This is a genomic window from Anaerostipes sp. CAG:276 (genome assembly GCF_000432215.1).
Classification (GTDB): Bacteria; Bacillota; Clostridia; order Lachnospirales; family Lachnospiraceae; genus Anaerostipes; species Anaerostipes caccae.
On sequence record NZ_FR889178.1, the window covers coordinates 20,831 to 37,333 of the forward strand.

Sequence of the window (16,503 nt, forward strand, 5' to 3'; positions counted from 1 at the left end):
CTCCTTCCCTTCTCAGCTTTATTCGTCCAGATCGTTTTCGATCAGACTCACGGACACCAGCGTGGAGATACCTTTCTCCTGCATGGTGATCCCATATAAAATATCCGCTGCTGTCATTGTACCACGTCTGTGGGTAATTACAATAAATTGTGTTTCTTTTGTAAGCTTATGCAGGTATTGTGCAAATCTTGCTACATTGGAATCATCCAGTGCAGCCTCTATTTCATCCAGCAGACAAAACGGCGAAGGTTTCAGATTTTGAATCGCAAACAGAAGGGAAATAGCTGTCAGAGCTTTTTCTCCTCCGGAAAGCTGCATCATATTCTGCAGTTTTTTCCCCGGCGGCTGTGCAATGATCCGGATACCTGACTCCAGCACATCGTCGTCGGTGAGTTCGAGCCTTGCATATCCTCCCCCGAAAAGTTCCTGGAACACCTTCTGGAACATTTCCTGAATATCTTTAAACTTCTCTCTGAACTGATTCCTCATGGCAGCTTCCAGTTCATCAATCAGCCCTGCCAGATGTGCCTCAGCCTTTACGATATCTTCGTGCTGTTTTTTCAAAAATTCATATCTCTCCAAAACATCCCTGTAGTCCTCTATTGCGTTGACATTCACCGGCCCCAGTTCCCTGATCTGTGTCTTGATCTCAGCAATTTTCTTCTTTAATTCTGTAAGGCTTTCCCGAGGCTCCTCACCTGCCGCCGACTTTGCCTGATGATATGTAAGTTCATAGTTCTCCCACATGTATTCCAAAAGTTCCTGCTGTTTTTCCTCCAGCTTCTCCCTTGCAGATGTAAGCCTCAGCACTTCTTTGTCGAAGCCGTTGACTCTCTGCATAAGTTCTTCTCTGACTTTCAGACTTTCCTTGTACTTTTCCTCAGTCTCTGAAAGCTTCTTCTGCTTATGAGAGAGATTCTTTTTTTCTTCTTCGATCCAGAGACTCTTTGAATGAACTTCCTCTCTGCATGTTTCTATCCGCCGCTCAATGTCTCCGATGGACGAATCGACAGTACCAGTCTGCCTGCCAAGTGCCTCCAGATCCTCTTCGATCTTTGAAAGCTCCAGGCGAAGCCGTTCTCCGCTGCTCATGATGAAATCCTGGCGCTGCTTCAGCTGGCCGGCTTTCATATGTGCCTCGGAAACTTCCCTGGCCTTTTCTTCCGCCGTGCGTCTGGCTTCCTCCAGATGTCTGGAAAGACTGTGAATCTTTTGTTCTTCCGTCTGATTTGCTTCCTCCAGCACCTGTTTTTTGTCAGATAAAGATGTCACATCCCCATCCATGGACCGGTATTCCCGGCGAAGGGCTTGGGCCTGATCTAAGTATTCCTGCTCCCTCTCTGCTTCCTCGTGAATTTGTTTGTCAATGGATTTCATTGTCATCACCACGGTGTTTTCCCGAAGTGTATTTTCCTGAATCCTGCCTTTTAAACGGCTGATCTTCTCTTCCGCCTGCCCGTACTGCTCTGTCTTTTCTTCAAGCACTTTGGAGATACGCAGAATTTCATCTCTGTCCTTTAACAGCTTTTGCTCAAGTTCTTTTATTTCACGGTTTCTTCCGAGAAGATTGCTCTTATTCTTATAGGCACCTCCGGACATAGAACCTCCGGGGTTCAGTGCATCCCCGTCAAGCGTTACAATGCGGAAAGAGTGTTTGTATTTTGCTGCGATCCGTATCCCGTCGTCGATGGATTCCACGACGAGTACACGGCCGAGAAGTGACTGGAACAATTCTGAAAATCTGTCTTCATAGCTTGCGAGACAGTCACAGGTGCCGATCACTCCCTTCTCATGCACTGCCTCAGGCCTTGGAAATCCGCCCCTCTGTTTGACTGCGCTGAGCGGAAGGAATGTCACCCTGCCATATCGGTTTTTTTTCAGAAATTCGATCATTTCTTTTGCTGTCTGCTGGGTATCGGTGACTACATTCTGAATGGCTCCTCCGAGGGCAGTCTCCACAGCAAGCTCATATTTTTTCCTGACTTTCATGATATCTGCTACGGCACCGATGATGCCCGGATATCTCCCTTTCTGCTCCATCACCCTCTTGATGCCGAATCCATATCCCTCATAGCGCTCCGCCATGTTTCTTAACGTCTCATAACTGGACTGGCTCCTGTGAAAGCCTTCCTTTTTCAGGGTGAGCTCCTCCTGGACGGATCTTCTCTCATTTCCCAGTCTGCCGCAGAACTCCTGCTCTGTCTCCAACTCCTTAAGGATCTGTTTTTTTGCTTCCGCCAGCTCAAGCCTCTTAAATTCTTCCTGTTCTTTTCTTTTCTCCTGCTCTGCCCTGTGGTGCCCGGAGTTTTCTGCCTGCGAGATCAAATGGCGAATCCGCACATCCAGCTGCTCTCTCACAGTCTCCACATGCTGCAGCCTGTTGGAGAGATTTATCTGATTGTTGGCAAAACTCTGCTGATTTCTGCGAAGCTTCTCAAGTTCTTTCTCCGTATCCTGAATATCCTTCTGGAGAAATGCGACTTGGCTTTCTCTTTCCACAGTATCTTCCCGGGCTTTCAAAACCGCCTCTTCGATCTCCCTGCCCTCTTTTTGAAGTTCAGAAAGCTGTGAGCGCTTGTCCTCTTTTTCTCCGGTAAGCCGGCGGATATCAGACGACAGATGCGTCTCTCTCATCCGCTCCGTGTTCATCTGTTCTTTTAAGACCTTGATCTGGCCTTCCTGTTTCTCTTTGTCTACTTTGGCTATAGAAAGCTCTTCCGTCCTGGTCTCGATCTCGTGTTTCAGCTCGTTTAAATACCGGTCCTGTTTCTCATATTCGGCTTTCGTCTGTTCCAGGCGCCTGTCCGCGTCATCCACTTCTCCCTGGGCGATCCGGATCTTCTCATCCAGACTCTCAATCTCATCGGACAGCCGGCCGTTTTCCATGAGGAACATGGATGTGTCATATTCCTTCAGCCGGTCCCTGTATGAGAGATATTCCCTTGCCTTCTCAGACTGTGTCTTCAGCGGGCCGACCTGCCGTTCCAATTCCATAAGAATATCCGTTACCCGGTTTAAATTCTCCCGTTCTGCCTCCAGAGATTTTTCTGTCTCAAGTTTATTCTTTTTATATTTTACGATGCCGGCAGCCTCATCAAACAGCTCTCTCCGGTCCTCCGGCTTACCGCTCAAAATCTGGTCGATCTGTCCCTGTCCGATAATAGAATAGCCCTCTTTGCCTATTCCTGTATCAAAAAACAATTCCACGATATCTTTTCGCCTGCACGGACTGCCGTTCATCAGATATTCGCTTTCACCGGAACGGTAGACTCTCCTGGCCACTGTGATCTCTTCAAACCCGATCGGCAGGCTGTGATCACTGTTGTCCATAGTGATGGCAACGTAAGCAGAACCCATCGGCTTTCTCATCTCCGTGCCGGAAAAAATCACGTCTTCCATCTTGGCGCCCCGGAGCTGTTTTGCGCTCTGTTCTCCGAGCACCCACCGGACCGCATCCGCCACATTGCTCTTTCCGCTTCCGTTGGGACCAACGATTCCCGTAATGCCGCTGTCAAATTTAAAAATCATTTTGTTGGCGAAGGATTTAAATCCATTCACTTCAATGCTTTTCAGATACATAGCTACCTCAATATTCCGTCCTTATGCTTCATTGCCTCATAGGCTGCCGTCTGCTCCGCACTTTTCTTGCTTCTTCCGGTTCCGGTCCCAATGACTTTTTCCCCGAGCCTGGCCTCCACCGTGAAAGTCTTCTGGTGGTCCGGCCCGTCTTCCTTTATCAGTTCATAAGTAAGCGGCTGCTTGGAAAAACTCTGTACAAGTTCCTGAAGCGAAGTCTTGGCGTCATAAAACAATACTTTTTCATCTACATCCTGGAGCAGATATGTTTCCACAAACTTTCTGGCTTCCTCGAATCCCTGATCCAGATATACGGCTCCGATCACTGCCTCAAACGCATCCGATAAAATGGAATCTCTCTCCCTTCCTCCGGTCAGGTCTTCCCCTTTGCTCAGCAGCAGATAATCGCCCAGAGAGAGATCCTTGGCACAGAATGCCAGAGTAGGCTCGCAGACAAGGCTGGCTCTCATTTTGGTCAGTTTTCCCTCCGGTTCGTCTTTGTATGTGTGAAACAAATAGTCACTCATGATCAGTTCCAGCACTGCGTCTCCCAAAAACTCCAGCCGTTCATTGTCTTTCCCCCGGGAAAGTTTCCGCTCATTTGCATAGGAACTGTGGGTCAGTGCAGTTGTCAGCAATTTCTTGTCATGAAAACGAATCTTGATTTTTTTCTGAAAATCTTCCTGATTTGATTGATTCATACCTTTTATTTTTCCTTTACAATCTGTTCTTTGATCTTTTCATTGATTTTGGCCTCTGAAAAAGCAATACACTGGATGATCGCGTTCTTCGTCTCTTTTGCCTTGGAACTTCCGTGCATCTTCACGACCAGGCCGTTCAGACCGAGAAGAGGAGCTCCGCCGTGCTCCGACGCGTCAAAGCGTTTCAGGGTCTTTTTCAGTGACGGCTTCACGAGCAGGCCTCCGATCTTTCCTCTCATACTCTGCATCATGCCGTCTTTTACGATTGACATCAGCGTTGAGGACAGGCCTTCTGATAACTTCAGGATCACATTTCCCACAAAGGCATCGCAGACAACCACATCTGCCTGACCGGAATGAATTTCCCTGGCCTCGATGCTTCCGGTAAAGTTGATCTCCTCACATTCCTTCAAAAGAGGAAATGTATCTTTGACAAGCGCATTTCCCTTTGCCTCTTCCACACCTACATTTACGATGGCAACTTTCGGATTTTTAATGCCTACCACGTCTTCCATATAAATAGAACCCATCTTCGCAAATTCCAGAAGGTATTCCGGTTTTGCATCCATATTGGCTCCGCTGTCAATGATCAGGGAAACACCTTTTGTAGTCGGCATCAAAGCGGCCAGAGGAGCACGCTTCACCCCTTTGATCCTGCCCACCACGAACTGTCCTCCCACGAGGATCGCCCCTGAACTTCCGGCCGATACAAATGCATCTGCAGTCTGGTCTTTTACCATCTTCATCCCGACTACCATGGAAGAATCTTTCTTCTTACGAATCGCCTCTACCGGTGATTCATCACAAGAAATTTCTTCTTCTGCATTGATCACTTCGATCTGCTCGCTCTTATAGCGGTATTTCTTTAATTCCTCGTGGATCCTCGGGGATTTTCCTACAAGGTAAACTTTAATATTGCTGTTCTCGTTGACCGCATCCACCGCGCCTTTTACGATCTCTCCGGGAGCATTGTCCCCTCCCATGGCATCCAGCGCTACTTTAACTATCTTTTCCATTTGCAACCTCCTTGATACAAAATCACCAGATGAAAAGAAATGCCATCCGCTTAAACTCATAAAGTCTAAACGCATGGCAATTCATGACAACATATGCTGCTGTTGTCAACTCTTACTGAGCATTTACGATTTCTCTTTTATTATAAGATCCGCAGGCTTTGCACACTCTGTGAGGCATCATTAATTCACCGCACTTGCTGCACTTTACTAAAGCTGGTGCAGTCATTTTCCAGTTTGCTCTACGTTTATCTCTTCTCGCTTTTGAAGATTTATTCTTTGGACAGATTGACATTGGTATTACACCTCCTTAAAATTCTTAAAAATATCCTGGATAGCTGCCATCCGTGGATCTTTAACCGCCCGGTCACAGCCACACTCTTCCTTGTTCAGATTCGTTCCGCACACTGGACAAAGTCCTTTGCAGTCTTCACTGCATAACACCTTTGTTGGCAGCAGGGGAATCACTTCTTCAAGAATAAGCTTATCCACATTGAGGCTGCTTCCATCTACGAAAGATACTTGATCCTTACAAGTTTCTTCTATGTCATCAAAATCCAATGTCCGTAAGACACTGAGCCTGATCTTTTCCGGAACCTCGGTGAGACACCGGCCGCAGGGCATCCCGACTGTGATGCTTGTCTGAAATGAGACCGAAACCGTCCTCTTCCCTTCATTTTTTAAAATGACCGGAAAAGAAGGCTTCTCCAGGATCGGATAACTTTCTCTTCTGAGAACAAGCTCCTCCATATCCAGGGAACATTCCACCGTCTCTTCATGATCCGGCATTGATAACAATTTTGATAACTGAATCAGCATACTATCTCCTAAAATTTCATACTTGTCTATTATACAAATGCGATATTTGTTTGTCAAGTAATTTTATTTTACAAGGGCTACCGTATCCCTTGCGATCATCACTTCCTCGTTGGTCGGAATGCAGAGCACTTTGACTCTGGAATCATCCGTTGAAATGACCGCTGCTTTTCCGTGCACATCGTTCTTTTCAGCATCGATCTTTGCACCGATACAATCCAAATATTCTCCAATCGCTGCTCTCGTGGCGTCGTCATTTTCTCCCAGTCCCGCAGTGAAAGCGATGGCATCCACCCCGTTCATAGCCACAGTGTAGGCTCCGATATACTTCGCTACACGGTATACATAAGCGTCCATCGCAGCCGCAGCCGCTTTGTTGCCCTCTGCCCTTGCGGCTTTGACATCTCTGAAATCGGAAGAAATACCGCCGGACAGTCCGAGCACTCCGGATTCTTTGTTTAAGATATTGACTACTTCAGACACGGTTTTATTTTCTTTGTTCGCGATGAACTCAAGAATCGCCGGGTCCAGGTCTCCGGAACGGGTACCCATGATCAGGCCCTCCAGCGGTGTCAGTCCCATCGAAGTATCCACAGACTCTCCGCCTTTGACTGCTGTGACGCTGGCACCGTTTCCTAAATGGCACACAATTATATTGATATTTTTGATGTCTTTTCCAAGCATCTTGGCAGCCTCACGGGAGACAAACTGATGGGAAGTCCCGTGGAATCCATAGCGGCGGATTCCGTCTTCATCGTAATACTTTCTCGGGATTCCATAGAGAAATGCCTTTTCCGGCATCGTCTGATGGAATGCGGTATCAAATACAGCAGCCATAGGTTTGTCCTTCATGAGTTCCCGGCAGGCCTCAATTCCGATCAGAGCCGCAGGGTTATGGAGCGGTGCGAATACGTTGCACGCCTCGATCTCTTTTAACACATCCTCTGTGATAATGCAGGATTTTGTGAACTTCTCTCCTCCGTGTACGACTCTGTGTCCCACGGCACTGATTTCGTCTAAAGATGTGATCACGCCGTTTTCTTTGTCTGTCAGCTGTTCAAGCACAATGCCGATGGCCGTCTTGTGGTCCGGCATGGCAGGAGTGGTCTTGATCTTGTCTTTTCCGGCAGGCTCATGGGTCAGGGCTCCGTCGATCCCGATCCTCTCACAGAGACCTTTTGCCAGTACATCTTCTGTGTCTGAATCGATCAGCTGGTATTTGAGGGAGGAACTTCCGCAATTAATAACTAAAACTTTCATCTTCATTCTCCTATATATTCTAATCTTTTAACCTCTAATTGTTCTCCGTAAGCTGTGCCTGCACTGCCGTGATTGCCACAACTCCGACGATATCTTCCGCCTTGCATCCGCGGGACAAGTCATTGACCGGCTTTGCAATCCCCTGGGTAACCGGGCCGTAGGCTTCCGCTTTTGCCAGTCTCTGGACTAATTTGTATCCGATATTTCCTGCATCCAGATCCGGGAAGACGAGTACATTGGCTTTTCCTGCCACTTCACTTCTGGGTGCCTTCGATGCCGCCACCTCAGGAACGATCGCCGCATCCAGCTGCAGTTCTCCGCAGATCAGTGTGTCCGGATAATCTCTTTTTGCGATCGCCGTTGCTTCCACAACCTTTGTCACATCGTCGTGTTTTGCGCTTCCCACTGTGGAATGGGAAAGCATAGCAACCCTTGGTTCTTCTCCCACCAGCTGTTTAAATGTCTGCGCAGAACTTCCGGCAATGGCTGCCAGCTGTTCTGAATTGGGATTCTGATTCAGTCCGCAGTCTGCAAATACAAAAGTACCGTTGGCGCCGAGTTCACAATCCGGCACTACCATCAGGAAGAAGGCAGAAACGATCCTTGTCCCCGGAGCCGTCTTGACAACCTGAAGGGCAGACCGCAGAACGTTGGCGGATGAATTTACTGCCCCCGCAACCATGCCGTCCGCATCTCCGGCACGCACCATAGTCGCTCCGAAAAACAGCGGATTAGAAAGCAGGATTTCTTTTGCATCCTCCGGGAGCAGTCCCTTGCTCTTTCTGGCTTCGCACAAAGATTCAATGTATGTATTGAGTCTTTCGCAGTTGTTAGGATCTACAAAACAGGCCTTGGAAAGATCCAGTCCCTCTGCGCGGCTTAAAATTTCCTCCTCGTTTCCCACAAGAATAATGTCGGCGATCCCTTCTCTCAGCACTGTGTCTGCAGCCTCAAGAGTACGGGGATCTCCGGTCTCAGGCAAAACAATCTTTTTTTTCTCACTTTTAGCTCGTTCTTTAATCACATCAATAAAACTCATTACGTTGCTCCTTCCAACTTTCTACAAAGATGAATTCTTCTCATGGAAATTATACAATATTCGTTTGTTGTATACAATATGCCTTGTTGTACTTTTCCTAGTACATCTCATCTCATAATGTTTTCATTTTACTATCTTTTATTTTTAATAGCAAGTTTCAGCCTTTTATTTCCTCTTTTTTGTGCAATTTTACCTTTTTTAAGTTCTTTGTTATAATGATTTCACAAAAGAAAGGAGAGCAGCAATGAAAACTGCGGCAATTATCTGTGAGTATAACCCGTTTCACAACGGACATCTTTATCATATCGAAGAGACAAAGCGCATTTTAGGCGCTGATTATATCATTGCACTGATGAGCGGAAATTATGTACAGCGCGGCGGCCCGGCCGTCATCGAAAAAAAAACAAGAGCCAGAATGGCCCTCATGAACGGAGCTGACCTGGTGCTGGAACTGCCGCTCTGGTTTTCCTCCGGCAGCGCCCCGTATTTTGCAGACGGCAGTGTCTCCCTCCTGGAAGGTCTCGGTGTGGTCGACATTCTCTCTTTTGGGAGCGAATGCGGTTCTCTGAGCCGTCTGATCTCCCTCGGAAGCTTTCTGGCGGACAGAGAGGATGACCTCACGGAACAGATTAAGTTATATTTAAAGACCGGCATTTCCTATCCTAAAGCGAGAGAAAAAGCGTTTCTCTCACTTGGCTGTTCCAAGAGTGACGCCGATATCCTAAGAGAGCCAAACAACCTTCTGGGACTCGAATATTTGATGGCACTGAAACGCAGAAACAGCAGCATCCATCCGTTCTGTATCCCGAGGAAACAGAGCAGCCACCGGAGTCTTGATCTGACGGGCAGCATCAGTTCTGCCTCCGCCATTCGGTCACAGCTGGCTGTTTTTGACGGCCTTAGCAAGTGTCTGGAGAGCATTCCGAAAAATCTGCACCCGATTCTGCTGGAAGATTACCGGCGCTGTTTTCCCATCCTGCTTGATGATTTTTCTGATTTGCTGTCTTATAAACTCTGCATGGAAGATTCCTTTGAGGACTATTGGGACATTTCAAAGGATCTGAGTGCCCGCCTGATCCGTATGGCCGTTCCGGGCCGGCCATTTTCCTGTCAGATCGAAGCCGTCAAAAATAAAAGCCTGACCTGGAGCCGTATCAGCCGGGGACTCCTGCACATCCTCCTCGGCATGAAGCAGGAGATGAAGGACAGCTATACCCGCTCAGAACAGCCCCTGTATTTTCAGATCCTCGGCTTTAAAAAAGAGGCTTCCTCTCTGATCCGGGAAATAAAAAAGAAAAAAACCTGGCCGATGGTCCGGCATTTAAGACCGCTTGACGACCCGCTTACCAAGGTCCAGTTACAGATGCTTCAGACAGAACAAAAAGCAGATGCCCTCTATCAAATGATGCTCCGGTCAAAGTTTAAGACCCAGGTAAAAGAAGAACAAATCATAATATAACCGTCCGCCTCATAGGCTTAAGAGGACAGGGGGTTTTTCTATGGGTAAATACTTTTATCAGTTTTGTTTGATTTTAACTGCGTTCCTTCTATTTTTATTTCCGGAACAGTGCGTAGCAGGCGCCAAAAACGGCCTGCTTCTCTGGTCCGGAACCATCGTGCCCACGCTCCTGCCGTTTTTTCTTCTGACAAACCTTATGATGAAATACCAGACGGTCCACTATATTTCCTATCTGTTTTATCCTCTGTTTAAACTATTTCCATGGCTGAACAAGGATCTGGCATATACAATCCTTATGGGCTTCCTGTGCGGCTATCCTCTGGGCGGCAAGATCATCAGCGATCTGGTGCTTTCAGGTTCCTATACAAAAAAAGAAGGGGAATCCCTTCTTGTGCTCTGCAACAATGTAAGCCCGATGTTTTCCATCGGCTTTACGCTGACCCTGATCTTAAAAGGGACCCTTAGTGTACCCCTTTATTTTTTCTGTCTTTATATGCCCAATCTCCTGTACTTTATCTTCATCTTATGGAAATTCAGAGGCACAGGATTTTTACACGTGCATCAGGAACACCCGAGGACTGCGGCGATCAAATCCTTTGACGAGATTGTTTTTGACAGTTTGAAGACGATTTTTACCATCGGTATTTTTATCATGGTATTTTCCATCGTATCTTCTCTTCTTCAAAGCGGCATACTGCCCTCCTATATCACGGCACCGGTCATCGGAATGCTCGAGATCACAACAGGGATCTCCCATGTGAGTTTTCTGTCCCTGGGCTTCAGACAAAAAACAGCCGCAATCCTTGCCGTCAGCTCTTTCGGCGGCCTGTGCAGCCTGGCACAGGTCAAGAGCGTCTGCCAAAAATCACAGCTGTCTATGAAAAGCTATTTTATATTTAAGATGCTCTTTGCATGCATAAGCAGCGGCATGCTATTCCTCTTCCTGTGAAACGAAATCTTCGGCTGTTCTCACCTTCGTCCGGGAAGCCCCGTCAAGCTGCTGCCGGATTTCCTCATAGTTGGTGCTGATTGACTCTATATCACTGTCCAAGGTTGATAAAAGCTGATCAAAAAGGCTTCGCTGACCCTCTTTTACTTTTGTTATGTAGTCCTGGACATCTTCCATAATATCGCATGTGTACTGCAGTGCGCCGTATCTTACCTGTTCAGCCTCTTCATTGGCATTGTGAATGACATCATTTGCGTGGTTTAAAGCAGCTTCTTCCATCTCCTTTGCACGCATTTTTGCCATCTCTACGATCTCATTCTCATCGATCAGCTCTCCGGCTTCTCTGGCCGCCTGGTCTACGATATTTTGGGCCTTGATCCTGGCATCTTCCAGGATAGCGTCTTTGTTCATCATAACCTTATGGCTGCGCTCAACCTCTCCCGGAATCTGTTTTCTCAATTCCTCAATGACAGTGATCAGCACATCCCTGTCGATGACAACCTTCCCCGGATTAAATCTTGCCGGCTTGGCCTCATCGATCAAAATTTCAATATCATCGATCATTTCATGCAAATATTTCTCACTCATGCTTCTCCCTCTATTCTTTCTCTAAATTTTTGCTTCAGCTTCTGTTCCACATACGGAGGCACCAGTTCACTGACATCTCCGTGGTAGGATGCGATCTCCCTCACGATCGTAGAGCTTAAGTATGCGTATTCCGTACTGGTGGTAAAAAACATCGTATCCAGATTGGAGTCCAGCTTATTATTGATCTGGGCTATCTGCAGTTCATACTCGAAATCCGTAACAGCGCGGAGCCCGCGGACCGTAATATCCGCGTTATTTTCACGTGCAAAGTCCACCAGCAGGCCGGAAAAAGATTTCACTTCAACATTCTCCATATCCTTTGTGGCTTCCGTGAGAAATTCCACTCTTTCTTCCATTGAAAATAAAGGATTTTTTTCACTGTTCAGCAAAATCCCTATGACCAGTTTATCAAAAACTCTGATAGAACGTTTAATAATATCCAAATGCCCATAAGTTACCGGGTCAAAGCTTCCCGGATACACTGCAATGCTCATTTCTCAGCCCTCCTGCACTTTCTGCAAAAAAGTATGCTTGTTGGTTTTATACTCCTTTATCTTCAGAACCTTCAGATGCTCAAACAACTCCTCCTGAATCTCTGTCTGTAAGCTGGATTCCGCAATGACCAGGGTGTTCTCCTTTAAAAGATCCAAATGATCCAGTTCGGCAAGCACTGCTCTCTCCATTCCTTTGTTATAAGGAGGGTCCATAAAAATATAGTCAAACTTCCTGCTCTCTGCTCCAAGCTTCCTCAATGCACTTATGACATCTGTCTCCAGGACCTGAGCGTCATTTATAAGTTTTGTATGTATCAGATTGTACCGAATACAGGCAGCCGCTTTTTTGTTCTTTTCCACAAATACAGCATGCTTACATCCCCTGCTCAGAGCCTCGATCCCGATGGCTCCGCTGCCTGCGAACAGGTCCAGAAACTCTGCCCCCGCAATTTCATGCTGGATCATATTAAACAGCGTTTCCTTAATGCGGTCCTGCGTCGGTCTCGTGTCCATTCCTTCCACTGTTTTAAGCCTCAAACTCCTGGCTTTTCCTGAAATCACTCGCATTTTTTTATCTTCCTTTGTTTTTTCTCCCTACTATTGTATTATATTCAGATAATTTGTCAACTAAATAACAAAGAAATTCCCGTACTGCAAAAGGAGCAGTCAGAACTGACGCTCTGATTGCTCCTCTTTTTTCTTTCGTTCTCTCATCGAAATTACGAGTAAAAACTGATTCGTTTGTATCCGTTAACTAACGGCCAGACATTTCCTCTTCCTGTCTGCGGATCATTTTACGAACCATTTCTCCTCCAACAGAACCTGCCTGAGCAGTTGTTAAATGTCCGTTGTATCCTTCTTTTAAGTCTACACCGATTTCATTAGCAACCTCGAATTTGAATCTGTCCAGTGCTTCCCTAGCCTCTGGAACTTCCACTCTGTTGTTTCCTTTGCTGTTTGCTGAAGTACGTTCTTCCATTTTGAAAGACCTCCGTTTCTTTTGTTGTTTTTTGTTACGAAGATAGTATGTTTAATAACACAAAAGATACACTGAGAGTTTTTACATGGAATAACATTTTTTTCTTTGGAATTTTAATACTTTACTTTAAAGTCCTTTTCTCCCTCACAGAGCGGACATTCTTCAGCTGTTACATGGTCAATCCGCATAAACCGATGGCCGTGCTTCATGGATTCTATAAAATCTTCAATCTGTTTTTTTGTTCCCTGGGCTTCTGCAGTGACAGAACCGTCATACATATTCTTCACCCATCCTGTCACATGAAACTGTGCGGCATTCATCTGTGCAAAATACCGGAATCCGACTCCCTGGACTCTTCCCGTAAACCGCAAACGTACACGAATCATAGCGAACCTCCTTTATATCCTGTTGGCAAGCGAAATCTGTTTTTCCAGACGGCTGTTTTTTAATGTGGAGAAATCAAATTCTTCCTCACACAGCTGATGTACTGCATCGCTTGCCTGTTTTAAAAGATCTGCATTGGTATAAATATCGGCCAGGACAAAATCCATCATCCCGCTCTGCCGGACTCCGAAAAAGTCTCCCGGTCCTCTGAGCTTCAGATCCTGATTGGCAATGTAAAATCCGTCGTTAGACTTATTTAACACTTCCAGCCGCTCCATCGTTTCTTTCTTTTTTACTCCGCTCATAAAAATACAGTAGGACTGGTGTTCTCCCCTCCCCACCCTGCCTCTCAGCTGATGCAGCTGGGCGAGGCCGAACCGCTCGGCGTTCTCCACCATCATGACCGTGGCATTGGGCACGTTGACACCGACCTCAATAACTGTGGTAGACACCAGGATCTGGATGCTGCACTCCGAAAATTCATCCATAATCTTCTGCTTTTCCTTTGGTTTCATTTTACCATGAAGCACCCCGATCTGTATACTGGGAGGAAACTGTTCTCTCAGCATATTGGCATACTGAATCACATTTTCACCCTCCATGGCCTCGCTTTCCTCCACCATTGGGCAGATAATATAGATTTGCCGCCCCTCTGCCACCTGCTTCTCCATGAATCGATACGCATTCGGACGGTAACTCTGATTGACAACACAATTTTTAATTGGAAGACGGTTCTTCGGCAGCTCATTGATGACGGACACATCCAGATCTCCGTACATAATGATCGCCAGGGTCCTCGGTATCGGAGTGGCACTCATAACGAGGACATGTGGTTCCTTCCCCTTCTTTGAAAGGATCTCTCTCTGCCGGACCCCGAATCTGTGCTGCTCGTCCGTGATAACCAGAGCCAGCCGGTCATACTCCACAGCATCCTGAATCAGGGCGTGGGTCCCGATAACAATATCATACTCATGGTTTTTAATTCCCTGATAGATTTCTCGCTTTTCTTTCGCCTTTACAGATCCTGTGAGCAGCGCCGCAGACACGCCGAACGGTCCAAGAAGTTCCTGAAAGGTCTCGTAGTGCTGGCTTGCAAGCACTTCTGTCGGAGCCATCAGAACGCCCTGATACCCGGCCTTCGCGCACATCAGAAGAAGGATCACCGCAAGGATCGTCTTCCCTGATCCCACGTCCCCTTGTACGAGACGATTCATGACCTTCTCCCCCATTAAATCCTTCTGCATCTCCAGAAGAGCCCTTTTCTGTGCTCCGGTCAGTTCATAAGGAAGCGACTGGATCAGCCTGTCCGCCTCGCCGCATACCGGGATCGGATAACGGTTTTTTTCCTCCCGGTGCTCCTGTTTCATCAGGTTCATCCCCGCCATAAAAATGAAAAATTCATCAAAGATCAGTCTCTTTTTCGCCTCCACCAGCGTCTGTTTGTCCCTTGGAAAATGGACATTCCAGATGGCTTCGCTGTAATCCATCGGACGGTATTTTTTAAGAATCTGCTCCGGGAGATATTCCCGGATACCCTTTATATACTCCTCCGTCTGCATGACGGCCTTGCTCACTGTTTTATTCGTAATCCCCGATGTCAGCGGATAGACCGGCTGTAAAGTCTGCTGCTTTGCGCTGTAATCCTCCTCTTTAAAAATCTCCGGGTGCTCCATCATCAGACGGCCGTTTTTAAAAACCGGTGTCCCAACGAAAATATAGTCCTCTCCCCGGTGAATCTGTTTCTTTAAGTATGGCATATTAAACCAAGTAAATGTCATAGTGCCGGAACTGTCCTTTCCGAGACAGGAGACAATCTTTAATCCTCTTACATATCGGATATTCACATCTGATGTAATCCTCACCTGTACTGCGGCCCTCTCTCCTGCCGTCAGTTCAGAGAGCAGGACAGGGTCTTCATAGGTCAGATAGTATCTGGGATACATAGTGATCAGGCTGTCCACAGTCTCGACTCCCAGCTTTTTAAATCCGTTATATGTTTTCTCACCGATCCCCTTCAGGCATTGGATATTTGTATCCCCGTTCATAAATCAACTACTCCTCTATAAATACGGACCTCCCCGTGGAAAAGGAAAAGGGAACAGTATCTGCTCCCTTTTGATTGTCCATTCTTTTCTTATTCTACAGACAGCAGGAAATAATAAATTGGCTGTCCTCCATATTCCATCTGGACCTCGCAGTCCGGATACAGTTCCTCTGCCTTTTTCGAAAGCTTCACAGCCTTCTCCTCCGGCGTCTCATCCCCGTAGTATATACAGATCAGTTCGCTGTCCTCGTCCACCATACTGCGAAGGAGTCCCAGCGTCACCGCTTCTACATCATTCCCAACTTCCTGAATGCCGTTGTCGTCAATCCCCATAATATCATCGACTTTGATCGTCTTGCCGTCAATGGTCGTATCACGGACTGCATAAGTGACTTCTCCGGTTTTTACACCGTTCATCATCTCGGTCATGGCAGCCTCATTCTCTTCCACACTGCTTTCCGCCTCAAATGCAATCAAAGCAGAAATCCCCTGCGGTACCGTCTTGGTCGGAATGATAATGATCTCTTTATCTTCCACGAGGGCTTTCGCCTGCTGGGCAGCCAGTATAATATTTTTATTATTCGGCAGGATGAACACATGATCCGCATTGACCTGAGCAATCGCATTGAGCATATCTTCCGTGCTCGGATTCATGGTCTGTCCGCCTTCGATCAGATAATCTGCCCCCAGTTCTCTGAATATGTCGTTGAGACCGCTTCCGATTGAAACCGCAACAAATCCCATATCCTTTCTCGGAGCCGGTTCTTTTTCCTCTGCCTGACGGCTCAGGTTCAGGCGCTCCTCATGCTCTTCCCGCATGTTATCGATCTTCATGCTGGTCAGTGCACCGTAAGAAAGTCCCTTTTCAATAGCCTTGCCCGGATGATTCGTGTGGACATGCACCTTCACGATGTCTTCATCCGCCACGACTACAATGGAATCTCCCATACCGGTCAGATAATCCTTAAACTCCTGTTCCTGCGCCGAACCAAATTCTCTGTCCAGCATGACAATAAACTCTGTACAGTATCCGAACGTAATATCCGCCGTTTCTCCGGATGCGGCTCCCATCGGTTTTTGCACCGGTCTGGAAACCGGCTCAACTTTCAGATCCACTTCCTTACCGAGAAGAACATCATAGGCTCCCTGAAGAACTTCCAGGAGTCCCTGTCCGCCGGAATCCACAACCCCGGCTTCTTTT

General features: G+C 47.0%; 15 protein-coding genes and 1 pseudogene. 2 read left to right on the forward strand and 14 right to left on the reverse strand.

All coding sequences use genetic code 11. The annotated features are described in order from the left end of the window. Positions 1-18: 18 nt before the first annotated feature. The 7 genes from smc to pta all read right to left on the reverse strand — a co-directional run bounded on the left by smc (position 19) and on the right by pta (position 8,405). Complete coding sequence (gene smc, locus QVP35_RS03330) at positions 19-3,579, reverse strand: chromosome segregation protein SMC (protein ID WP_009290488.1); 3,561 nt, start codon at positions 3,577-3,579, stop codon at positions 19-21. Positions 3,580-3,581: 2 nt separating this feature from the next. After that, entirely contained in the window at positions 3,582-4,277 is a 696-nt protein-coding gene (gene rnc / locus QVP35_RS03335) for a ribonuclease III (RefSeq protein WP_006565849.1), read from the reverse strand. Between the two features lie 5 nt (positions 4,278-4,282). After that, on the reverse strand, positions 4,283-5,293 hold the full coding sequence (gene plsX, locus QVP35_RS03340) for a phosphate acyltransferase PlsX (protein WP_006565850.1): 1,011 nt from the start codon (positions 5,291-5,293) through the stop codon (positions 4,283-4,285). Positions 5,294-5,405: 112 nt separating this feature from the next. After that, complete coding sequence (gene rpmF / locus QVP35_RS03345) at positions 5,406-5,585, reverse strand: 50S ribosomal protein L32 (RefSeq protein ID WP_006565851.1); 180 nt, start codon at positions 5,583-5,585, stop codon at positions 5,406-5,408. 5 nt (positions 5,586-5,590) lie between these two features. Next, complete coding sequence (locus QVP35_RS03350; protein ID WP_009290487.1) at positions 5,591-6,109, reverse strand: YceD family protein; 519 nt, start codon at positions 6,107-6,109, stop codon at positions 5,591-5,593. A gap of 63 nt (positions 6,110-6,172) precedes the next feature. After that, on the reverse strand, positions 6,173-7,366 hold the full coding sequence (locus QVP35_RS03355) for an acetate/propionate family kinase (RefSeq protein ID WP_009290486.1): 1,194 nt from the start codon (positions 7,364-7,366) through the stop codon (positions 6,173-6,175). Between the two features lie 34 nt (positions 7,367-7,400). Further along, positions 7,401-8,405 (reverse strand): phosphate acetyltransferase, encoded by a 1,005-nt coding sequence (pta, locus tag QVP35_RS03360; RefSeq protein WP_006565854.1) that lies wholly within the window; start codon positions 8,403-8,405, stop codon positions 7,401-7,403. A 244-nt stretch (positions 8,406-8,649) separates the two neighbouring features. Between pta and QVP35_RS03365 the strand changes: the two genes are divergently transcribed. Then, positions 8,650-9,864 (forward strand): tRNA(Met) cytidine acetate ligase, encoded by a 1,215-nt coding sequence (locus QVP35_RS03365; protein ID WP_022260793.1) that lies wholly within the window; start codon positions 8,650-8,652, stop codon positions 9,862-9,864. A 40-nt stretch (positions 9,865-9,904) separates the two neighbouring features. After that, positions 9,905-10,813 carry a sporulation integral membrane protein YlbJ gene (locus QVP35_RS03370; RefSeq protein ID WP_009290484.1) on the forward strand — a complete coding sequence of 303 codons (909 nt, stop codon included), beginning with the start codon at positions 9,905-9,907 and terminating at the stop codon, positions 10,811-10,813. On the opposite strand, the gene QVP35_RS03375 is transcribed toward QVP35_RS03370, so the two are convergent. From QVP35_RS03375 to QVP35_RS03405, 7 genes and pseudogenes are all read right to left on the reverse strand, one after another. Continuing rightward, on the reverse strand, positions 10,796-11,401 hold the full coding sequence (locus QVP35_RS03375) for a hypothetical protein (RefSeq protein WP_006565857.1): 606 nt from the start codon (positions 11,399-11,401) through the stop codon (positions 10,796-10,798). The two genes, QVP35_RS03370 and QVP35_RS03375, sit on opposite strands and share 18 nt — an antisense overlap. Further along, positions 11,398-11,895, reverse strand: a complete 498-nt coding sequence (gene coaD / locus QVP35_RS03380) for a pantetheine-phosphate adenylyltransferase (RefSeq protein WP_006565858.1) — start codon at positions 11,893-11,895, stop codon at positions 11,398-11,400. The genes QVP35_RS03375 and coaD overlap by 4 nt, the downstream gene beginning before the upstream one ends. Positions 11,896-11,898: 3 nt before the next feature. Continuing rightward, positions 11,899-12,471: pseudogene (rsmD, locus tag QVP35_RS03385) on the reverse strand (16S rRNA (guanine(966)-N(2))-methyltransferase RsmD); the annotation flags it as partial. A gap of 178 nt (positions 12,472-12,649) precedes the next feature. Beyond that, on the reverse strand, positions 12,650-12,874 hold the full coding sequence (locus QVP35_RS03390; protein ID WP_006565871.1) for an alpha/beta-type small acid-soluble spore protein: 225 nt from the start codon (positions 12,872-12,874) through the stop codon (positions 12,650-12,652). A 113-nt stretch (positions 12,875-12,987) separates the two neighbouring features. Beyond that, on the reverse strand, positions 12,988-13,260 hold the full coding sequence (locus QVP35_RS03395; RefSeq protein WP_006565872.1) for an acylphosphatase: 273 nt from the start codon (positions 13,258-13,260) through the stop codon (positions 12,988-12,990). A gap of 12 nt (positions 13,261-13,272) precedes the next feature. Next, complete coding sequence (gene recG, locus QVP35_RS03400; protein WP_022260794.1) at positions 13,273-15,303, reverse strand: ATP-dependent DNA helicase RecG; 2,031 nt, start codon at positions 15,301-15,303, stop codon at positions 13,273-13,275. Positions 15,304-15,392: 89 nt separating this feature from the next. Continuing rightward, positions 15,393-16,503: DAK2 domain-containing protein (locus tag QVP35_RS03405; RefSeq protein ID WP_288187745.1), on the reverse strand; the 1,111-nt coding region annotated here is incomplete at its 5' end.